At 44.0% G+C, this 21,606-nt stretch carries 21 protein-coding genes and 1 pseudogene; 14 read left to right on the forward strand and 8 right to left on the reverse strand.

Translation table 11 applies throughout. The features are described from left to right. The first annotated feature begins 69 nt into the window (after positions 1-69). Complete coding sequence (gene rsmD / locus A3739_RS11040) at positions 70-666, forward strand: 16S rRNA (guanine(966)-N(2))-methyltransferase RsmD (RefSeq protein ID WP_068501325.1); 597 nt, start codon at positions 70-72, stop codon at positions 664-666. Here rsmD and A3739_RS11045 read toward each other — a convergent pair. Further along, the gene (locus tag A3739_RS11045; RefSeq protein WP_197472275.1) at positions 663-2,624 is read right to left on the reverse strand and encodes a hydantoinase/oxoprolinase family protein; all 1,962 of its coding nucleotides are present in this window, start codon (positions 2,622-2,624) and stop codon (positions 663-665) included. The two genes, rsmD and A3739_RS11045, sit on opposite strands and share 4 nt — an antisense overlap. A 31-nt stretch (positions 2,625-2,655) precedes the next feature. On the opposite strand from A3739_RS11045, the gene mutM reads away from it, so the two are divergent. Both mutM and A3739_RS11055 read left to right on the forward strand, forming a co-directional pair. Continuing rightward, on the forward strand, positions 2,656-3,462 hold the full coding sequence (mutM, locus tag A3739_RS11050; RefSeq protein ID WP_068482933.1) for a bifunctional DNA-formamidopyrimidine glycosylase/DNA-(apurinic or apyrimidinic site) lyase: 807 nt from the start codon (positions 2,656-2,658) through the stop codon (positions 3,460-3,462). 130 nt (positions 3,463-3,592) lie between these two features. Continuing rightward, a complete protein-coding gene (locus A3739_RS11055) occupies positions 3,593-3,925 on the forward strand; it encodes a hypothetical protein (RefSeq protein ID WP_068482930.1) in 333 nt (110 codons plus the stop codon). 85 nt (positions 3,926-4,010) lie between these two features. Here A3739_RS11055 and cysQ read toward each other — a convergent pair whose 3' ends face one another. Beyond that, positions 4,011-4,823, reverse strand: a complete 813-nt coding sequence (gene cysQ, locus A3739_RS11060) for a 3'(2'),5'-bisphosphate nucleotidase CysQ (RefSeq protein ID WP_068501328.1) — start codon at positions 4,821-4,823, stop codon at positions 4,011-4,013. A gap of 58 nt (positions 4,824-4,881) precedes the next feature. On the opposite strand from cysQ, the gene yrfG reads away from it, so the two are divergent. The 4 genes from yrfG (at position 4,882) to A3739_RS11080 (ending at position 8,492) form a co-directional block, all read left to right on the forward strand. After that, positions 4,882-5,538, forward strand: a complete 657-nt coding sequence (gene yrfG / locus A3739_RS11065; protein ID WP_068476024.1) for a GMP/IMP nucleotidase — start codon at positions 4,882-4,884, stop codon at positions 5,536-5,538. Further along, on the forward strand, positions 5,535-5,936 hold the full coding sequence (locus A3739_RS11070; RefSeq protein WP_068476025.1) for an RNA-binding S4 domain-containing protein: 402 nt from the start codon (positions 5,535-5,537) through the stop codon (positions 5,934-5,936). The genes yrfG and A3739_RS11070 overlap by 4 nt, the downstream gene beginning before the upstream one ends. A gap of 16 nt (positions 5,937-5,952) precedes the next feature. Beyond that, positions 5,953-6,810 (forward strand): Hsp33 family molecular chaperone HslO, encoded by an 858-nt coding sequence (gene hslO / locus A3739_RS11075; RefSeq protein ID WP_068482924.1) that lies wholly within the window; start codon positions 5,953-5,955, stop codon positions 6,808-6,810. A 149-nt stretch (positions 6,811-6,959) separates the two neighbouring features. Then, positions 6,960-8,492 carry a phosphoenolpyruvate carboxykinase gene (locus A3739_RS11080; RefSeq protein ID WP_068483010.1) on the forward strand — a complete coding sequence of 511 codons (1,533 nt, stop codon included), beginning with the start codon at positions 6,960-6,962 and terminating at the stop codon, positions 8,490-8,492. 427 nt (positions 8,493-8,919) lie between these two features. Here A3739_RS11080 and A3739_RS11090 read toward each other — a convergent pair whose 3' ends face one another. Both A3739_RS11090 and A3739_RS11095 read right to left on the reverse strand, forming a co-directional pair. Beyond that, positions 8,920-11,007, reverse strand: coding sequence for a TRAP transporter large permease subunit (locus A3739_RS11090; protein WP_068482921.1), 2,088 nt, complete (start codon positions 11,005-11,007; stop codon positions 8,920-8,922). Between the two features lie 186 nt (positions 11,008-11,193). Continuing rightward, positions 11,194-12,273, reverse strand: a complete 1,080-nt coding sequence (locus A3739_RS11095) for a hypothetical protein (protein WP_068482917.1) — start codon at positions 12,271-12,273, stop codon at positions 11,194-11,196. Positions 12,274-12,535: 262 nt separating this feature from the next. Here A3739_RS11095 and A3739_RS11100 point away from each other — a divergent pair. Then, positions 12,536-12,811 (forward strand): annotated as a pseudogene (locus A3739_RS11100) (HU family DNA-binding protein); the annotation flags it as partial. Between the two features lie 75 nt (positions 12,812-12,886). Here the strand turns inward: A3739_RS11100 and ruvX are convergent. From ruvX to gshB, 4 genes are read right to left on the reverse strand one after another with little or no spacing between them, the layout of a single operon-like run. Next, positions 12,887-13,312, reverse strand: coding sequence for a Holliday junction resolvase RuvX (gene ruvX, locus A3739_RS11105; RefSeq protein ID WP_068475544.1), 426 nt, complete (start codon positions 13,310-13,312; stop codon positions 12,887-12,889). After that, positions 13,305-13,865, reverse strand: a complete 561-nt coding sequence (locus tag A3739_RS11110; RefSeq protein ID WP_068482911.1) for a YqgE/AlgH family protein — start codon at positions 13,863-13,865, stop codon at positions 13,305-13,307. Before A3739_RS11110 ends, ruvX begins: the two co-directional genes overlap by 8 nt. A gap of 42 nt (positions 13,866-13,907) precedes the next feature. After that, positions 13,908-14,771 (reverse strand): energy transducer TonB, encoded by an 864-nt coding sequence (locus A3739_RS11115; RefSeq protein ID WP_082869120.1) that lies wholly within the window; start codon positions 14,769-14,771, stop codon positions 13,908-13,910. A 31-nt stretch (positions 14,772-14,802) separates the two neighbouring features. Further along, positions 14,803-15,753 (reverse strand): glutathione synthase, encoded by a 951-nt coding sequence (gene gshB / locus A3739_RS11120; protein ID WP_068482908.1) that lies wholly within the window; start codon positions 15,751-15,753, stop codon positions 14,803-14,805. A gap of 321 nt (positions 15,754-16,074) precedes the next feature. Here gshB and pilG point away from each other — a divergent pair, with 321 nt between their 5' ends. The 6 genes from pilG to A3739_RS11150 all read left to right on the forward strand — a co-directional run. Next, positions 16,075-16,464, forward strand: coding sequence for a twitching motility response regulator PilG (gene pilG, locus A3739_RS11125; protein ID WP_068482905.1), 390 nt, complete (start codon positions 16,075-16,077; stop codon positions 16,462-16,464). A gap of 52 nt (positions 16,465-16,516) precedes the next feature. After that, the gene (gene pilH / locus A3739_RS11130; RefSeq protein ID WP_068482902.1) at positions 16,517-16,879 is read left to right on the forward strand and encodes a twitching motility response regulator PilH; all 363 of its coding nucleotides are present in this window, start codon (positions 16,517-16,519) and stop codon (positions 16,877-16,879) included. 5 nt (positions 16,880-16,884) lie between these two features. Then, a complete protein-coding gene (locus A3739_RS11135) occupies positions 16,885-17,442 on the forward strand; it encodes a chemotaxis protein CheW (RefSeq protein WP_068482899.1) in 558 nt (185 codons plus the stop codon). Between the two features lie 34 nt (positions 17,443-17,476). Beyond that, a complete protein-coding gene (locus tag A3739_RS11140) occupies positions 17,477-19,525 on the forward strand; it encodes a methyl-accepting chemotaxis protein (protein WP_068501332.1) in 2,049 nt (682 codons plus the stop codon). A gap of 29 nt (positions 19,526-19,554) precedes the next feature. After that, on the forward strand, positions 19,555-20,442 hold the full coding sequence (locus A3739_RS11145; RefSeq protein ID WP_082878371.1) for a protein-glutamate O-methyltransferase CheR: 888 nt from the start codon (positions 19,555-19,557) through the stop codon (positions 20,440-20,442). 22 nt (positions 20,443-20,464) lie between these two features. Then, positions 20,465-21,606 (forward strand): Hpt domain-containing protein (locus A3739_RS11150; RefSeq protein WP_197472276.1); only part of this gene is annotated, 1,142 nt, incomplete at its 3' end.

The raw sequence follows: 21,606 nt of genomic DNA on the forward strand, positions 1-21,606 counted from the left end.
TGTCCGCACTACAATAAGCGGCGAGCATTTATGCCGACCGAGATCAACGCGATTATGAGCTAAATTCTAATGCCAGCACGAGCTAAAAAAAACCGTAAGCCAGAAAAAAAAAGTGAAGGTTCTTTTCGCATTATTGCTGGAGAGCATCGAAGTCGTCGTTTGAGTTTTCCTGAAGTAGAAGGTTTGCGTCCCACAACAGATCGCGTTCGTGAGACAGTATTTAATTGGATGCGCCATGAAGTCATTGGTGCGAACGTACTAGATTTGTTTGCGGGCAGTGGCGCGCTTGGTTTTGAGGCTGCATCACGCGGCGCGAAACATGTGCAGTTTATCGAAAAAAATACACAAGCATTTCGCTACCTAGAACAAAACAAAGCGCTGTTAAATGTGCCGGCATCAGTGAGTCATGTCGATGCCCTCAGTTTTCTTCAAAGCTATTCTGGAGAGCCTTTAGATATCGTATTGATTGACCCGCCGTTCAGAAAAGATTTAGTTAATCAGGTTCTAGCGCTTCTTGATAACCGGCAAGTCTTAGCGCCAGAGGGGCTTGTTTACATCGAAACAGAGGCGGAATTGTCACAGCTAGACATTCCTAGCGTATGGCAAGAGCTGAAATCCAAAAAGGCAGGTCAGGTTATCTCTAGGCTTTACGAAATCAAATCTTAAGGCCTCGATAGCAGTAAATTTCCAAACCTATCTAATTCACATTGCCAGGCTTTTGGTATCCAGGTGGTCGATATTTTTTCTGTGATAATAGCTGGACCAGTCACTATATCGCCCAGTTGAATATGATCTCGTTCGATCACTGCGATTTCATTGTTTAGCAATGATGTTGAAGAAGAACTTGTATGCATTGGTTTCGATAAAGAATTAATTGCTGGAACACCTTCGATACTCAACTTCAGATTAACGAGCTCGATTTTTTTATTTAAACGATGACCGAAGCGTTGTTCATGTGCGGCTTCAAACTCCTCGACAGAGCGCTCAGAGTAAGGTACCTCAATCGTGTAGCTTTGCCCCAAGTATCTTAAATCTAGGTGTTGTTTAATCTTCCCTGTTTGCGCAAGCTCTGGGCTGTCTTCAGCTATCTCCGCTTTCATTTTGTCAAATAAGTCAGCAAGTGTTTCTTTGCTAACGTCTTGATAAGGGTGAATGTAGGAGTGTGTTGCATTACGCATAGGCGCTGCGGTGAGCATGCCGAACGCAGACAAGACGCCAGAATTGCGTGGGATAATAGCGCGTTTGATATTGAGTTTTTCTGCAAGAGAGCAAACATGCATCCCGCCTGCGCCACCAAAGCAACATAAACTGAAGTCTTTAGGCGAATGCCCTTGTTTGACTGAGATATTATGCAGCGCTGCTGACATTTGTTGTTCTGCAAGTTGAACGATGCCTTGCGCCGTTTCTTCAATGCTCAAAGATAGTTGTTGCGCTAGTTTTTCGATTGCTTGTATTGCTTTATCGAAGTCTAAGCTTAATGAACCACCCAGTTTGGCAGATCTAGGGATGTGACCAAGAATCAAGTTAGCATCCGTCACGGTTGCCCTATCTCCGTCTTGGCCATAGCAGGCCGGCCCTGGATTAGAACCTGCAGATTCAGGCCCAACATGTAGCATGCCCGCTTCATCTATCCAGGCAATAGAGCCGCCGCCTGCCCCGATAGTATCCATATCTAGCATAGGGATAGCTACTGGCCAGTCAGCGATGGAGTTTTCGCTGCTTAACAAGAAATCTCCATCCATTAAACTCACATCGGTGCTTGTGCCTCCCATATCAAAGCTGAGTATTTTCGTTTGATTGAGTGACTTTCCGAGTAATCGGACGGCTGATAGCCCCCCAGCAGGTCCAGAGAGAAGAAGATTAACGGCGCGTTTTTTGGCCTCATCCAGTGTCAGTAGGCCGCCAGACGATTGCATGATTTGAACATGATTGTTCTTGAGTTTGTCTTGAAGCATGCTCAGGTAGTTATTGACCTTTGGGCCCAATGACGCGTTAAGCCATGTAGCGATGCCGCGTTCATATTCTTTATAAACCGGCAATACAAAAGACGAACGGGAGACGAAAAAGTCTTTGTTCAAGGCGCTCTCAATGCGTTGTTCTTCCTCACTATTCAAAAACGAGAATAAAAGGTTGATAGCGATCGCTTCGGCACCGCTCTCTTTTACATCTTCAACTAGCTGAGAGATCGCTTCATCACTTAAGGGAGTAATGATGTTGCCTTGTGCATCGCGTCGACAGTCAACTTCGAAGCATAATTCTGGCGGTACTGGCGGGTCAGTTTTGACCGGTTTTAGATTGTATAGTTCTTTGCGATTTTGACGGCCAATGCTGAGTACATCTTTGAAGCCTTTGTTGGCGATGTAAGCGGTGCGTGCGCCTTTACCTTCTAGCGCGGCATTTGTCGCAACTGTACTGCCATGAATAATGTTCAGGGAACCAGATAGCAAGTCATCTTCAAGACCGAGTTCCAGGATGCCTTGAATAATCGCTTTCGCCGGATTGCTTGACGTAGAGAGAACTTTATGTGTTTGCATCTGGTCTGACTCAATCAGAACAAAGTCGGTGAATGTGCCACCAGCATCAACGCCCAAGTGTTTGATTTGCTTACCCTGCTTCGTAGACAATGATCAACCTTTCAATCTGAGTGAATAAATAGTGCCTGAACTACCAGAAGTAGAAACAACGCGACGCGGTATTTTGCCTTACAGCGAAGGGAAAGTCCTGCAAGGTATGACAATTCGTAATAGCCGATTACGCTGGCCTGTCTCTACGGAGTTAGAAATTTGGTCGCCTAATCTCGTAAAAAGCGTGACTCGACGCGGCAAGTATATTGTCATGAGTTTTGATCAAGGAAGTATCTTAATTCATTTGGGAATGTCAGGGAGTTTGCGGGTTGTGTCTGCAGATACTGAAGTACAGAAGCATGATCATGTGGATTTTTGCTTTGCAGATCATGTATTGCGTTTTAACGATCCTAGACGCTTTGGCTCTATTTTGTGGACAGAGGATTGGAGTAAGCATGAGTTAATCAACAAGTTAGGACCAGAGCCTTTGTCGGATGCGTTCGATGTTGATTACCTGCATCAAAAATCAAAGAGTCGATCTATTGCTGTGAAGCAATTCATTATGGATAGCCATGTCGTTGTAGGGGTTGGAAATATATACGCTAATGAGGCTTTGTTTCTGTCAGGCATTCACCCTTCACGTGCCGCAGGGCGAATTTCAAAAAAGCGTTATGCTGAATTGCTTAAAAATATAAAGCTTGTATTGAGTCGAGCGATTGAGCAAGGCGGGACAACCTTGCGGGATTTCGTCGGTGGGGATGGCAAGCCGGGCTACTTTCAGCAGCAGTTGTTCGTATATGGTCGCCAAGGTGAGCCGTGTAAAAACTGTGGTGAGACCCTTAAAGAAATCAGGCACTCGGGTAGAAGCACGGTATTTTGTTCAGTGTGTCAAAAGTGATCACAAGAAATAAGGTAATCGGGATGAAACATTAGACAGTGAGCAAACAGCAGCTATAGTTAAATCATTCACTTAACGTGCATTCTTAGAAGTCTCTTTAATAAAATTCGGCTCTGGTGGAGGAGTTTCGATGTACCATAAAATTAAACAAATATTATGCAGTGTGGCGCTGTGTGTGAGTCTTGTTCTTCCAACTATTGCCCATGCAAATCCTGTTAATGAAACCCCAAGTGCAATGGCGATGACTGGCGACGCATTGTTTGTGCGTCCATTAATGTTTGTCACGACTATTCTTGGTGCGGGCGTATTTATTGTTTCATCACCATTTTCTGCGCTTGGTGGTAACATTGGAGAGTCATTCGAAGTATTAGTCGAAGGTCCTTTTGAAACGACATTTGTACGTTGCTTGGGTTGTACCTTAAACGGCCGAAAAGCGAATGATGTGGTAGAGCAAGAAGATTAAGCTGCCATAGCTTTGAAGGTTTTATAAGAGCGCGATCTTGAAAAAGGTCGCGCTTTTTTCGTTTTGAATAGCTGATAATTTCCGCTTATAGAAATTTTTTCCAATCAAAGCTCGTGTCACCTACGGCATGGAAGAAAGGGTTCAACATTTCTTCTTTTGTGTTGTAACGCAATGGTGTGAGTTCCGGAGTATAGATTTCACCGCCGGCGCCTTTCAGAACAGCGTGCGCCGCAGCGGTGTCCCATTCACAAGTGAGTGCTAAGCGTGGATACCAATCAGCGGATCCTTCAGCGCAGGCGCAAATTTTGAGGGAGCTACCCATATCTACACGATCGATATTCGAGAACGTATCTGAAACTTTCTCTAACAAGCTATCTAGCGCTTCTGCACCGTGTCGACGACTTCCTACAACCGTTAATGTGGTGCCGAGATTAACGGGCTTGATCGCAATTTGTTCGTGTAATCCTGCTGAGTTTTTGAAGCTTCCGAATGCTAGGCCGCCCAAGTATAAGGTATCTGTTACCGGAACATAAACGAGTCCAAGCGCTGGCTCGTGGTTTTCAATGAAGGCGATATTAACGGTGAATTCGCCATTCTTATTAATGAATTCTTTTGTGCCGTCTAATGGATCAACAAGCCAGTAGCGTTGCCAATGCTTTCGCTCTGTATACTCTGGTAGACCACCCTCTTCTGACAAAAAAGGGATATCTGGAGTTAGGGCTCGTAGACCCTTTTCAATGATTTTGTGTGCCGCTAAGTCGGCTTTGGTAACAGGGGAATCGTCGCTTTTAGTATCTATCTCGATGGGAAAATCTGAGTTATATACTTCTAAAATTGCCTTGCCGGCATCCTTGGCAATAACTGAAAGTGGTTCAAAAAACGCGCTTAAATCTGACATAGCTACCCTGCTTCGTTAAAATGCATCGAATCAATTGCCATAAAGTATAGAGAGTTTGATGCTCAACTGGAATCAAATCGATACCGTCTTCCTTGATATGGACGGCACCTTGTTAGACCTGCATTTCGATAATTATTTTTGGATGCAACATCTTCCAAAGCGCTTCGCTGATACGCGAGGAATGACGCTTGAAGAATCGAATACATTTCTGAGCAAGTATTTTCGAGATCTTAAAGGAACCTTAAATTGGTATTGTTTTGATTATTGGTCTGACTTACTTGATATGGATTTGATCCAATTAAAACATGAAGTGAAAGACAAAATAGCCTACCGGCCATTTGCTGAAGAATTCCTGAGTGCAATATCCGCTGGACCTTATCGCGTATTGCTTGTGACAAATTCTCACAGAGCAGGTGTTGAAATTAAGATGCAATGCACCAATCTAGGCGATTATATTGATGAAGTGCATACATCTCATGATTTTGGCTTACCGAAAGAAGATCCAGAGTTTTGGACAGCTTTGCGCAACAAAGTACATTTTGATCCACGCTCAACAGTATTTTTTGATGATAATGAAGATGTCCTTCATTCTGCTAAAAAAGCGGGACTCGTGCATTTGATCAATATCGTAAAACCAGATAGCCGCGGACCTATGAGAGTGAAAAGTGACTATCCTTTGTTGTCTTCATTTATGGATGTAATGCCTTCGTCATGACAGAAAGTTCTGAGCAAAAAGTTCGTATCGATAAATGGTTGTGGGCAGCAAGATTTTTTAAGACCCGGTCTATGGCTAAAGAAGCTGTAGAGGGCGGCAAAGTGCAATACAACGGTCAGCGTTGCAAACCAGGTAAGACGGTCGATTTGGGCGCTACTTTGCAAATTCGACAAGGCTGGGTGGATAAAGTCGTGACAGTGGCTAGCTTGTCAGATCGTCGTCAAAACGCAACCTTAGCTCAACAGCTATACGAAGAAACGGAAGAAAGTCGAATAGAGCGTGAAAAGAAAGTGGCGGAGCGTCGTGCGGAACGCGAAAGTCAGCCAGTACCGTTTAGAAGACCGAATAAACGGGATCGTCGTTTAATTCATCGTTTCAAAGATCAACGAAACGATTAGAGACAGAGAGATAATTATGCTTGAAGGAGATTCCTTCCAAAAATTCCTCCTTGATGAATGCCATATTCGAGGTGAAATTGTTCGCTTGTCAAAAAGCTTTCAAGAAGTTACTGCAAACAAAGACTATCCCCAAATACCTAGAGCGTTGTTAGCACAAGCAACCTGTGCATCTGTATTGATGACAGGAACACTCAAGTTTGAAGGTAGACTAGCTGTACATGCTCGAGGTGAAGGCCCCGTCAGTTTGTTAATGGCAGAAGCGACAGATCAAAAGTCTTTTCGAAGTATCGTGCATTATGAGGACGCTTTGCCGGACTCTAATGATTTAGGCGATTTGTTGGGGAAAGCACAACTAGCGATCACCATAGAGCCTGATAAGGGACAGCGTTATCAAGGGATTGTGCCTTTAGAGCGATCGACGTTGGCTGAATGTTTGGCGCATTACTTTGATTTATCAGAGCAGCTAGATACGCATTTCATGTTTGCGAGTGATGACGAGTACTGTTATGGCTTGATGCTTCAAAAGCTTCCTGATTACAAATATATCGATGATCAAGATGCTTGGGATCGTGTTAGGCAGCTCGCTGAGACATTGAGCTTTGAAGAGGTCAAACAGAATGACAATGCGACTATCTTGCATCGTCTTTATCATGAAGAAAGTGTGCAAGTGTATGAGTCAGAGCCTGTGCGTTTTGAATGCACATGTTCCGAGGAGCGGTCTTTAAATTCTCTTTATTCTTTAGGGAAAGATGAGGCGCTGTCGATTCTTGATGAAGAGCCTGTGATAGGAATCGATTGTCAATTTTGTGGTGCGCATTACGAATTTGATCGCGAGCGTGTCAATGAGTTATTTAATGTCGGTAAGCCGCACTAATTGGTTATTCATTGAACACATAAAGCGCATAATGCTTGGCGTCTATTTTACTGTCGTTTTTTAATTGGCGATTTGTCATAATAGCGCCCCAATTTTATAAGGGTTTGGATTTTTCCAAGCCAGTTAGTTTTATTTTAGGTGAGGTCAAAGTGAGTAACACTTTTGTTGATCTAAGTTCAGCATTACTAGTTGAACATGCACTGGAGCGTAAAGAAGGCAGTTTAGCTGCTAACGGTTCTTTAGTTGTTACAACTGGTAAGAGAACTGGTCGCTCTCCAATGGACCGTTATATTGTTGAAGAGCCAAGCACGTCTGATGCTATTGGCTGGGGTCCGATCAACCGCCCTTTTGATGCGGATAAATTCGATGCATTGTGGGAGCGTGTTGAAGCGTATCTTGCTGAAAAAGACAGCTATGTATCTCACCTTCACGTTGGTTCTGATCCTGAGCACTATCTTGCTGTTAAAGTGACAACAGAAACTGCTTGGCAAAATCTGTTTGGTCGCAACTTGTTTATCCGTCCTGAGACATTTAATCCTGCTGACAAGCAAGAATGGCAAATTTTGAACGTTGCTAGTTTTGAATGTGTACCAGAGCGTGACGGAACAAATAGTGATGGCACTGTTATGATCAACTTCGCGCAACGCAAAGTACTTCTTGCAGGCATGCGTTACGCTGGTGAAATGAAGAAAGCGATGTTCTCTGTTCAGAACTTCCTTCTTCCTGAAAAAGATGTTTTGCCAATGCACTGTTCCGCGAATGTCGGTGAAGATGGCGAAACAACTTTGTTCTTTGGTCTATCTGGAACAGGTAAGACAACGCTTTCAGCAGATCCAGAGCGTTATTTGATTGGTGATGACGAACACGGTTGGGGTAAAGGCACGGTCTTTAACCTTGAAGGTGGTTGTTACGCGAAGACAATTGATCTTAGCCAAAAGAATGAGCCAATTATTTGGGACGCTATTAAGTTTGGCGCGATCGTTGAGAATGTAAAAATCGATGATGATGCTCGTACTCCTGATTACACTGACACCTCTCTTACTGAGAATGGTCGTTGTGCATATCCGCTAGAGCACGTTGAAAAACGTGTACTAGAGAATCTTGCTGGCGAGCCAAATGCAATCGTTTTCCTAACATGTGATATGACAGGTGTCTTGCCTCCAGTATCATTGCTGAGCAAAGAAGCAGCAGCGTATCACTTCCTAAGTGGTTACACGGCTTTGGTTGGTTCTACTGAGATGGGCTCAGACTCTAAGCTTAAGTCAACATTCTCAACATGTTTTGGTGCGCCGTTCTTCCCTCGCCCAGCGGGTGAATATGCTGAATTGCTAATGAAGCGTATGGAAGAATTCGGTTCCAAAGTTTACCTAGTTAACACTGGTTGGACTGGTGGTTCATACGGTGTGGGCCAGCGCTTTAGCATCCCAACAACTCGTGGAATCATTTCTGCAATTCAGAGCGGTGCTTTGGCTGATGCGGAAACAACACATTTAGAACAGCTTAACTTGGATATCCCAGTAGCTGTACCAGGCGTTGATTCTGGCCTACTTAACCCTCGTGATACATGGGCAGACAAAGATGCTTATGATGCGAAAGCGGCTGATTTGATTTCTCAATTCGTTGAGAATTTTAAGAAGTTTGATGTATCAGAGTCTATCGTTGCTGCAGGGCCTAAGGCTTAGTAGCTTGGCCTGAAGTTTAAAAAGCCGGTGTCTGGAAACAGTCACCGGTTTTTTTATGCCTATTTGATTATTCCGTGTTTTCTGCAATTCAATTTATAAGCCTTATCGCTTAGTGCATTTCGCTTTTTTCGCCACTTGTCCATTTGTGCGGAGCTGCCTCCTGCACGTCTTTTATCATTGATCATATCGATCTTTGTCGCGATCCTTTTGCACTGCTCTTTGGAGCCTTGCAGGTTCTTTGCTTCTAATTTTGATGAATGAACTATTAAGAGTGTCGTAATGACTATGCTAAGCAGTAATGCAGCAGTGCGATTGAGTTGCATAGGAATCCTTTTCTATGTGATTTTTCATGTGAATTGAGTAAGTAGAAAAAAGCCCCGCGTGATAGATCAGGCAGGGCTTTTACTATTGGTTTACCAAGGTGTCACTAAGACATCATTTGATAAAACAGTGGTGTGAACGCAACGATAAGAAGTACTGTACCCATCGTAATAAGAGGGAGAAGTATTTTCTCATAACGCTGGTAGAAGGTTCCTTCTGTTAGCACAGCAGCCAGAGCTTCTTTCTCACCTACAACCTGGCGTGCAAGTAAGTGGTTAAGTGCAACCGGTGGGCTCAGATAACCAAGCTCAAACGCTACCAGTGTCAGCATCCAGAAGTGAATTGGATCTATACCTGCGCTGTAAGCGATTGGAGCAATTGTCTGACTTACTAAAATAACTGCGCCAAACGGTTCCATGATCATACCCATGACGATCAATACGCAAACAAGTAAGCCCATTGCCGCCCAAACGCTTGAGAATTCAGCAGGGAATGTCTCTACGATGCCGGAGCGCTCGATGGTTCCACCAAGACAGATAGTACAGCCGATTAATAACAATAATGCGCCGATTTCTGCTGTTGTCTGATTCGTTGCGGTACGAATGTTGGTTTCGATGCCTTTGTGAGGAATCTTCGTTTTACCATCTTCGCTAACTGCTTCTTTCTTCGTCACGTGCTCATAAATCAAAATCACAAGCATCATAACTGGAAGAATACGTGCTGCTGAGAATTCGTCTAAGCGAACGTTTACCGCATAGCGATAGAACAATACAACGGCAACAGACAAGATGATGTAAGGAATCAATGGACGGAAAGCTTGAAGCATTTCAGGGAAAGCTTGCCCTGGAGATGCAAGTTCAAACTTGCTCTGACGGTTAAGCGTCAATGCAAAGAAGCCAAACATCACCGCGCTCAGCATGAATACGTATACACCCCAACCAAATAACTGGTCAGTTGTGACTTCACGGTTCATAAATGCGATAACAACCACAAGCAAGCAAGGACGTAATACAACACCCATTGAGCCGGACATCGCTGTCGCTGCTAGTGCCAATTGACGACGCGTACCTGCAGCGCGTAACTCGTGATAAATCACGGCACCTGCCGCAATAACGAAAATACCTGAACCGCCAGTGTAGGCTGTTGGAATAGCCGCAAGAATTACGACAAGAACAACTAATAGCTCTGGTGGTAGTTTCCATGGCTTGAACAAAGAAAGCACGAGCGATGCAAAGCGCGTTTGCTTAAGCATCATACCTATCCAGACGTACAAGCCGACGTTCAAGAACATGTCACTGAGATCAAGAAGCTTGTCTAGGTGAATACCTAGTGCTGCTGGGTTAGGCTTGTTGCCTTCACCTAGGCCAAAGAAGAAGAACGCCGCAGCAATGATTGTCATGGTTGCGTACAATGGAATAGCTAGACCAGCTCGACCAATGTTGCCGCCTGGTGTGAGATCTGCCGCAGGTCGGAATATGTTGATGGCACTCATGATGGTGAGTACGCCGAAGCCATAGACCCAGAGTTCATGAATGAAGGCCACGTCAGCGGTTATTTTGGATCCATCTGAATGTGCTAGATCTCTAAATGCTACAGCAGACGCCAGTAGTAAGCCATTAGCAGCTAACTGAGCTGTGCTCGCCACGTAGTGATCTAAGCGAGACATCACCGGACGCATAGCAATGTGGTGACGTGTGAATGTAGCAGTTGTAGCGCATAGTAAGATTAGACCAACCAGAATAAATTTCTGGGACATGATGCCTACAGCAATCACTTCAGAAACGAATAACTCAACAGCTCTGAAAGTTTCCAATGCAGGAGTGATTCGTTGTTTAGTTTCTTCGTACGACTCAAAGGCAGCAACACAATCTGCTTTTGAGTTTATTATTGATTGGCGAATGAGCTCAGGATCAGCTGGTTCGGCATCGAAAAGACCGAAGTCGTCTTCTTCCGCGCTTTCAGCTAGTCGCTCTTGTACGGCAGCCTCAACATCAAGTTGAGCATCACAGCTTGGTAGCTCGGGATCTGTACGTAGTTTGTAATAACCCTCCCAATAATGTTCGCCTACTTGCAGTATTTGGTTATGGACATCACTACTTGTACTAAAGATGACAACCATCAAAAGCAAGATACAAGCAGGAAGGGACGATAGCCACTCAATGGGTGAGCGACTTTTTAAAGTATTGGAAACCACGAAATTCCTACCCCCTAGTTTAAATTTATATTTAGGTAATTCGTTGTTATATCGAATAAAAAAGCCGATAGATTATATCGGCTCTTAGGAAGGGTAACTAGGTGTGAATAGCGCTAATTCGTTCCAATTAGTCACTATTAATTCTCGTTATAGCAATAATGACGTGCGCTAGTTCACAAAAGGGTTTTAGAAGAGGTCGTCGAGTGAAACTTCCTCGATATCGTCTGCTGCGTTTTCGTCCCAGAAAGTGCCTAGACCACCAAGTGGTGTTCGCTTGCCAGTTGCTTCTGTCCACATTTTATCTGAGAGTCGCGTTAAGACTTCTGTCGCGGTTGCATCGAATAAACGATATTGCTCATTTGCAGGAAATTCATTTATCTGCTCAGCATGACGTTTCATGATCGCACGTAAACGCTCGTCGTCGCCTTTAGAGTAAGCGGCTACAGCATGGAAAACATGTGACAAGCGTACGCGTGCTTTTTCACCAATAAGGTCAGCCTGCTCTAAGCGAGCCCACGGGTCTTCCCCTTCTGGTGTCGCACCTGGTAGCAAGCTCCATACTGTTGCTTTAAGTGCGAGCGGTGCGCCGAACCATTTCTTATTATCTAGACAGCCAGCTGCACGTTCTGCTTGAGCGGCGATATTTTTAGGAACGCCGATATAAGAGCCCGACATGATGTCGTTGTTAAGGGCAAGTAATCCGCCAGCAAGGCCAGCTAGCCAAACAATTTGGTCAAAGTCTTGTGTCAACTCGGGACACTCAACACCACCATTCTCGAGAGGACGGCCGATTTCGTTGTCGTCATTGAACTTGATCAGTTCATCCCAGGCGACGAGATAGCGTTTTGCAGCTTTTAAGTGGTGGCGTTTTTGTGCGATCAATGCATCTTCAGCGAAGTCAGGCTGAAGTGCACGGATGTAGCGAAGATATTCTAGTTCTTTCTCTGCTGCTCTTGCCTCTTCACAGCCGCCTGCACCAAGGTGAAGAAGAATTGCAAGTTCGTGAGGTTCTTCAGTAATTCGACCTAGCGCCATAACCATAGATGTAAGCGCTTCAGCACCAGCACAACCTGCTTCGGTATCATCTGTTGTTAATAGATAAGGAACGATGTGTGCTTCACCAAGAAGCGTTACTGTATCACCGGTTGGCTTGATGAATGGCTTTACCAAAAATTGGTTAATCGCTTTACAGCCACCGAAAATCGTCGCTAGACCAATACACAATACAAGCCAGCGGATTTTGCGCAACGCTAAATTGACGTTCACTGAATACTCCTGCAAAACCCCATCAAGATCCTGAGATGGGTAAAAAATAAAATCTATTTATTAGCGAGATTATCTATTAAGTAGTTTGTTATTTGTGAGATTTATGCCACAAAGAGGTCAATGTATGTCGAATTCGATGTCAAATATTATGAAATCTGGCAATTATTGATTTTTTGATTGCTTAGCTACTTAAGTTCGCTATCTTAAAGGGCAGCAAAGTTAAGCCTTCGCCGTTTTCAAAGCAAATAATAAAAGAGGAAATGTTATGAAAAAACCTGAACTTGCAGCAGCTATCGCCGAAAAAACAGGATTAACTAAAGATAAAGCGGGTGAAGTCATCAATGCATTAACCGATGAAGTCACTAATGCTATGACCAGAAACGATCCAGTTAGTTTGATTGGTTTCGGAACTTTTTCTCAAAGAGAGCGTAGTGCACGTACCGGCAAGAACCCTCAAACGGGAAAAACAATTCAGATACCAGCGAGTAAAAGCGTTGGTTTTAAGCCTGGCAAAGCGCTTAAAGATGCTGTGAACTAGTTTGTCTCGCACTGGTTTAATTCTGAGGGTTTAATCAGTGCACCTTCCTTTGATTCTTATCTTAATCTTTTCGAGTTAGTTCTCGTCTTGCTTCTGCGCAAACCAACTTTCTAAGATGAGGCAGGCCGCAAGGCCGTCTACTGAATGTTCACCAAAGTCTCTATGCCCCTGTTCAGACAATACAATTCCTTTTGCTTCGTAACTTGATAAACGTTCGTCTTGCATGTGCGTTGCTAGGTGATAGCGACCATGTATTCTATTTGCGAATTTTCGTGCCCGAGCACTGAGCTCACTCTCACTTCCATCCATGTTAAGCGGTAGGCCAATAACGGCTGCTGTTGGCTGCCACTCTTTTAGGTGTGCCTCAAGTTGTTGCCAATTGGGAATGCCGTCTTTCGCTTTTATTGGTGATAGTTCTTTGGCTGTTGCAATGAAGTCATTACCAACAGCAACACCAATGCGTTTTAGACCGAAATCGAAGCAGATATAATTTTTAGGCATGGCCTGCTTGCCATGTGAGTTGGCTTGCATCTAGCCCGATGCTTGCTAATGCTCTGTCATAGCGGCTTTTGGTGTCGGTATAAAAGATCACTTCTTCACTAGATACGCAGGTTAGCCAAGAGTTTTGAGCGATCTCTTCTTCCAATTGTCCTGGGCCCCAGCCGGCATAGCCTAGAGCGACAAGATAATTTTCTGGACCATTACCTTTTGAAATCGCAGCTAAAATATCTTGAGACGTACTTAATTGAATTGATTTGGTTACGGCAAAGGAGCTGTCCCAAGATGAACCATCGTTATGCAGAACGAAGCCTCGATCGACTTGAACCGGACCGCCTTGCATGACTTCAATTGGCGACTCAGTTTCTAAAAGAGGAAGCTCGAGTTGCTCGAATATTTCATTTAGATCGAGATAAGCGGCTTTATTGACCACGATACCCATGGCTCCTTCTTCATTATGTTGGCAAACGTATGTGATCGTGCCATTGAAGTGCGGATCTTCTAAACGCGGCATCGCAATTAAAAAATGGTTTTGTAGGTTGATTGAATCAGTCAACTTGGCTCTCTCAAATATTGCGCTGGCCGTAGTTTAGTCGCGCTAAAAGCTATATACACCTTTTCCTGTGTAAGAAAATGTACGGATGAGTTCAAGTACATCGCGTTCTTTTCTTACTTCACTTGGGAAGGGAGCAAAGGGCGCGGCGCGGCTGACGATATCTTTGGTTTTTGCATCTAATACTAGGTCACCAGAACTTGAACGAATTTCAACATCTCTAAGACTGCCATCTGAATAGATGGAGATTAAAACGCGAGGCTTTCCGTACAGTTTACGTCCACGATCTGTAGGGAAAAATTGACGCCCTACCCGCTCAATTTTAGCAACGACTTGTTCAACGTAACGTGCATCAACAGCCTTCATTGTAGAAGCCGCTGCTAGACGAGTAACACGAGGTTTTTTGGCATATTGCTGAAGCTGTTCTTCGTAGCTTGCTTCTAATTCTGCAATTTGCAAGCTGCGCTCAATCAGAGAGCGTAATTCAGGCTGCTCAGAATCAGGGACATACTCTTGATCGGGAGCGAACAACGCACTGAAAGAATCATCTGCGACACGCGTTACCACAGCGCTTCGTTTTTCAGTTTCTTGTTGTTGTGGTTTGGCCGGAGATGCTGATTCTTGAATTAGCATACTTTCATCGATCGACTTAGTTGGAGAACTTTGTCTTACTTTTTCCTCGACGTTTCCACTGCCTTGCTGATTAGTTTGAGCTAAAAAATCTGCTTGGTCAGGCCGTTTTTCGTCATCAAATCGTGCCAAGGTAATTTCCATGGTTTTGGCGACGGGTTTGGGGTCATCTTGAATAAAATCGGTGAGTACCATGAGTACATGGAGTGCAATGGCGACAAAAATGGTGAAGCTCAAGCGGTCACTAGCTTTTATATTTGCTTGAGGTATTGCTGCCACGACTTCATGCTCTCCGGTCTATTTAGATGAATTATTGATTTAACTTCTGTTCGATAACGCACATTAGATCGCCTGCAATATCAAGATCATAGGCGCGATTAATTTCTTGAATGCACGTAGGGCTAGTGACATTAATTTCGGTGAGGTAATCACCAATGACATCGATGCCAACGAAGAGCAGACCGCGGGCTTTTAAATCATCAGCAATCTGAGACACTATCCAACGATCACGATCTGTAAGCGGTTGTGCCTCCCCTCTTCCGCCTGCGGCTAAGTTACCACGATGCTCGCCTTTACTGGGAATTCTTGCTAAAGCGTAATCGATGGGCTTTCCATCAATGATGAGTATGCGCTTATCTCCTTTTGATATTTCGGGGATATAGCGTTGAGCCATCACTTGCGTTTCACCAAAATTATTAAGCGTTTCTAATATGACACCAATATTTGGGTCGCCAGCTTTTACGTTAAATATAGAGGTGCCACCCATTCCATCTAATGGCTTGAAAATGACGTGCTGGTGCTCATCAACGAAGGCTCTCAACTGTTTTGGGTTGCGACTGATTAATACGGGAGGGCAACACTGTGGATAAGCCGTAGCGAAAACCTTCTCATTACAGTCTCTAAGGCTCTGAGGTTTGTTGACCACTAGTAAGCCTTGCTGCTCAGCTCGTTCTGCAATATAGGTGGCATAGATGAATTCGCTATCTACAGGCGGATCTTTGCGCATTAATAAAACATCTAACTGAGTGAGAGGGCTATCGACTGAGTTATCTAATGCGTACCAATTTTCGGGGTCTTGTTTGAGATGTATGCGTTGCATAGAGCCGTAAGCTTCGCCTTGAACGAGCGATAAATCTTTTTGCTCCATGTAGTAGATTTCCCATCCCTTTGCATCAGCGGCAAGCATCATTGCGTATGTGCTGTCTTTCTTTGTGTTTACGGTTGTGATGGGGTCCATCACAATTCCAAGCTTTATCGCCATAGAAAACCTACCAAAAATAATTTTTGTACTAGTCTTAAAAATAAGGTGTCAAAGATAGTCGTCATAGAGCACTTAAGCTACTTAAATCAGGGTAAGTGTTTGATGCGTGGGACTTTGACGTCGTTAAGACAGTGAAAATAAGCCCAAGTTTCAGAAATAAGTTATACATAATAGATACTTAGCAATTCAGTTCGTGAATTGATATTAAGAAACACTTTTAAGATATTGGTCTATAGTAAGTTTTATGGACCGATAATGGCGCCTATTGTTTATATAAAAAACGCACACAGTGCACGGGTAATTGCCTAGGCAGTAATACAAATGGAAGATAATTTCGAAAATTTAAAAATAATGGTCATCGACGACAGTAAGACCATTCGACGTACAGCTGAAACCTTATTAAAGAAGGTAGGTTGCATGGTCATTACGGCAACCGATGGATTTGATGCCTTGGCAAAGATTGCAGATTCAAATCCAGACATTATTTTTGTCGATATTATGATGCCACGTCTTGATGGTTATCAAACTTGCGCTTTGATCAAAAATAACAGTGCTTTTAAATCAACCCCGGTCATTATGCTATCGAGTAAAGATGGTCTGTTTGATAAGGCTAAAGGCCGTATTGTGGGTTCAGATCAATATTTAACTAAGCCGTTTAGTAAGGATGAGTTGCTGAGTACGATTCGTAATCATGCACCTCAAAATGGCTAAGTAAAGGATTAACAATTCTCTCATCGCAAGATGAATTAAATGAGGGAGAGCTATGGCTCGTATACTTATCGTCGATGATTCACCAACAGAAATTCGCAAGATTTCAACAATTCTCGACCAGCATAAACACGAAGTAATTACAGCTGATAATGGCGCAGATGGCGTAGCCGTTGCACGTCAGGAACGTCCTGATCTTATTTTGATGGATGTTGTAATGCCTGGGTTAAACGGTTTCCAAGCAACTCGTCAATTAACGAGAACACCTGAGACCGCTGACATTCCAGTAGTGATTGTTACTACCAAAGATCAAGAGACTGATCGAGTTTGGGGTACGCGCCAAGGTGCGAAAGGATACTTAGTTAAGCCAGTTAGCGAAAATGACCTCATCGCTACCATTAACGAGTTACTTGATTAAATAGTATGAGTAGTGAAGTCGCGCACTCGTTTGATGCTTTACGAGATATAGCGAAGAAAAGTGCGCAGTTTTCTGTAGGCTTGCCTGCCCAAGAAGAAGTTCGTGAATATTTTAGTGGTATCGGATTTTCGCTAGCGGGTTATCAATTCATAGCCGGCATGGGGTCCGTGTCCGAGCTATTACATGTTCCAAAATATACCGTTATTCCTGGAGTAAAAGCTTGGGTGTTGGGTGTTTCCAATATTCGAGGCCGCCTCATTCCTATCATTGATTTGTCTCGTTTTTTTGGCGTACCAAGCGAACGGATTAGATCTCGAGATAAAAGAATTCTTGTTGTGGAACATAACGACATGCTCAGTGGTTTATTGGTCGACCACGTTCAGGGCATGCAACACTTCGAACAAGAAGGATTGAAAAATACCACTTCAGAACCATTGTCGAAAAATATCGTTGCCTTTGTGGATGGTGCATTCAATAGAGATGGTAAAGATTGGTTGGTGTTTGATGCTAAGCGATTGGTATCAGACGCCAGATTTACAAGCGTGTCATTGACACAAAAATAGTAAGAACTGCGAAAGGCCGGGAGCCAGAAAAAAAATGAAGATTATGTCCGGAAGATTCAGCTCTGATCAAGATAACACAGGGGTTATCTTTTGGTTAGGGATAGCCCTCGTCACATTGTTAGTTTTTCTAATAGTGGTTTCTTACTTTATCGGGCGTGATAGTAGTTACGATAGAGATTACAGTGCGTACGCCAGTGACTTGAGAGTACTTTCTCAAGAAATTGCGAAAAACTCGACGGAAGCTGCATCTGGTAAAGAAGAAGCTTTCGCGCAGTTAAAGCGCTCGCGTGAAGATTTTGAAAAGCTACTTGGATATATCGTCAATGGTAATCCAGAGACTGGCTTGCCGGCATCCGTTCTACCTATCGAGACGGGCGTAACGGCGCGTTGGGAGAATGTGCGTTCCAATGCTGACCGTATTCTTGAAAACCAAGACACCGTTCTTAGCCTTCACCAGATCGCGCAAACTCTAAACGACACCATCCCTGAACTTCAGGTGGAGTATGAGGACGTTGTATCGATTCTTCTTGATGGTGATGCTCCAGCCGACCAAATCTCCGTAGCTGAACGTCAATCTCTACGTGCTGAACGTATTGTTCGAAGTGTAAATAACATTCTATCCGGTGATGAGGATGCTGCGATTGCAGCGAATCGTTTTGGTCAAGATGCGCGCTTGTTTGGTCGTGTTATGAACTCGATGTTCGATGGCAATGAGGCCATGGAAATTTCGCAAGTGACAGATGAAGACGCGATTTATGGTCTAGAAGCGATTGCCGAGTTGTTCGAGTATGTTGATAGTAACGTACAAGCAATTCTTGAAACTTCCCCTGAGTTATTCAAGGTGCGTAAAGCGGCTAACTTAATCTTTGAAGATTCTATTGCGCTACTTGATGAAACGTACGCTCTATCCAATAGCGTGCAAAGCCAAGCCGATGGCCGCTTCTTCAGTGCTGCCCTTGCCTACTTTATTTTGGCTCTAATTATTGCGTTAATCGTTGTCATTGGTGTGTTGCTTTATCAGGAATCGCAAAAGCGCTTGCGTATGACAGAAGAGCAAAATGAGCAAAATCAAAACGCAATTTTGCGTTTACTAGACGAACTAGCTGATCTGGCAGATGGTGACCTCACAACTGAAGCGACAGTAACGGAAGATTTCACCGGCGCGATAGCCGACTCCATTAACTTCGCGATCGATCAGATGCGTGGTCTGGTAAAAGCAATTCGAGATACGGCTGTACAGGTTGCCTCTTCTGCGAGTGAAACGCAGGGTGCGACTATGAAGTTGGCCGACTCTTCAGAAAACCAAGCACAAGAAATTGCTGGTGCGTCTGCGGCGATCAATGAGATGGCTGTGTCGATTGATCAGGTATCTTCAAATGCAGCAGAATCAGCCGCGGTTGCGGAGCGATCTGTAACGATCGCGAAAAAAGGCTCTGACGTTGTAAACAATACCATTAACGGTATGGATACAATTCGTGAGCAGATACAAGAAACATCTAAGCGCATCAAACGACTGGGTGAATCTTCGCAAGAAATCGGCGATATCGTATCCTTGATCAACGACATTGCCGACCAAACAAACATTCTTTCTTTGAACGCCGCAATTCAGGCATCGATGGCGGGTGACGCAGGTCGAGGCTTCGCGGTTGTTGCGGACGAGGTTCAGCGCCTAGCAGAACGTTCATCGGCAGCGACGAAACAGATTGAGGCACTTGTTAAAACAACCCAAACGGATACGAACGAAGCAGTTATCTCAATGGAACAAACAACTGCCGAAGTAGTACGTGGGGCTCGCTTGGCTCAAGACGCGGGTGTTGCGCTAGAAGAGATCGAGAGCGTATCGATGAACCTAGCTGACTTGATTCAAAACATCTCCAATGCATCGCGACAACAGTCGATGTCTGCAGGCCATGTATCAAACACGATGAATGTAATCCAAGAGATTACATCGCAAACAACAGCGGGTACGAGTGCAACGGCAGAATCCGTTGGCCACCTTGCTCAAACTGCTAGCCAGCTAAGAGAATCGGTATCAGGCTTTAAGCTTCCTTTGGATGATGATGAAGCTGCGCAAGCTTCGTAATCTGTGATTGTACGGTTGAGCCGAATTAAATGTCTGTTCAACCCCAAGGGATGTTTACAAGCGACATGAGTCAAGATGAATTGATCATTCCGAATATGGATGACCGCCAGTTTGAAAGTTGGCGGTCGTTTGTTGAAGAGAAGCTTGGTACACATTTTCCTTTAGATCAAAAATCCCGTTTACAGTCTAGTTTGACCATTCGCATGCGCGAATTGGGATATAACGATTACGACCATTACCTTCAAGAGGTATCGGCACCCTTGCAGGGGCTAGGAGAATGGTTGGTATTGTTGGATCGATTAGTTATCGGTGAAACACGTTTTTATCGAGACTCCAATGCAATGGCTCTTGCTTACTTGGTAATGAAGAGTCGCTTAAAGAGAAAGAAAGACCGGAACTTAGCTATTTGGAGCGTAGGGTGCAGTAGTGGCGAGGAAAGTTACTCCTTGGCATTTTTATGCGATAGCTTGTTCAAAGAAATTAAGTGTGAGCCTAAGTTTGGTGTCACAGGCATTGATGTGAGCTGGGGAGTTTTAGGGAAGGGGCGTCACGCGGTGTATGAACAACGTCGTATGACTGGGTTGCCTCGAGCATGGAAAAGCACGTACTTCACACAGCTAGCTGAAAATGAATTTCAGGTTCAGGAAAACATTCGTCAGCGTGTATGTTTTGCGAAACAGAATATGCGCGATATAAGTCAAAGCCCGATCAATAATCAGGACTTAATTTACTGCCAGAATGTTCTGATTTATTTTCGTAACGAGCTTCGGCATGAAATTTTGAATGAACTAGGTGATCGACTCGCACTTGGTGGTGTTCTGATTATTGGTGCTGGAGAAGCACTTGATTGGAGCCACCCGAAATTGAAAAGAGTTGATGATAAACGCGCCTTGGCTTTCCAGCGTGTTAGAGACTAATAAAAATTAGAGGTATCGAGTAATGGCCAGTAGCCATCAAAACATTGCACTTGATTGGGTTAGGGCAGAGGTAGATCAGACTCTGTTGCTTGCGCGCAATGCACTCGAACTTTTCGCAAATGATCGTTCAGAACCTACGCAGTTAAATTTTTGCTTGAGCCATCTGCATCAAGTTGTCGGCACATTAAAAATGGTCGAATTATACGGTGCGGCTACGGTTGCTTCCCAAATGGAAGAGCTATGCGCGGCTCTTCGAGATAATTCGGTTGCCAGTTTTGATGAAGCTTTAGAAGCTTTGATGGCAGGTATTCTTCATCTGCAGAATTATTTAGAAGCTGCTAATGAAGCCCTAGCTGATGTTCCTTCTACTTTGGTCCTTGTCTTCAATGACCTTAAAGCGGCTAAAGGTGAAGAGTTTGTTGCGGCGGGCTTTCATCCAGATTTAGCTGGCAATGCTATCGAGCCGAATCCTGTTTTAAATGCGCGCATGCAGGATAAGAAAGTTGCTGAAAACCTTCGTAAGCTTCGTCAACGTTTTCAGTCTTCTCTGGCAAACGTTATTCGCAATACCAACTCTCAAGAGCATTTGAATTTTTTAAGCAAAGTGATTGAGCGTTTAGAAAAATTCAGTAAAGGAAGTCCTTTAGGTCAATTGTGGACGATTGCTTACGCCTTCTTAGAGACCTTGAATGCATCTGAAGAGAGCCTAGGCAGCGCGCAAAAGCAATTACTGCGTGAACTTGATATTCAGCTTAAGGCTATGATTGAAGAAGCTGATGATGCGATGACACGTTTAGTGCCGACATCTTTGTTGGAAAATCTTCTTTATTATGTTGCAACAAGCGACGCTTCATCGGAGCGAATTACTTCATTGCGCGATCAATTTGGATTGCAAATCGATGACGACCCAGAAAAAGAGATTCTTGGCCCAGATAAATCAACGCTAAGTACGATTGCTTCTGTTTTGATGGAAGAGCTTGCTTCTTTCAAAGATAAAATTGACCTTGTATCCCGAGATCAGAGCGCTCAAGTCGATGACTTGAAAGAGTTAATTCCGGCGCTTCGTCAGATGGCCAGTTCGCTACAAATGGTCGGTATCTCTGATGCAGAAAAAGTTCTAGAAGAGCAGATCAATGTCTTAGATAGCAAAGACTTTGTTTCGGT

This window comes from Oleiphilus sp. HI0067 (assembly GCF_001635735.1).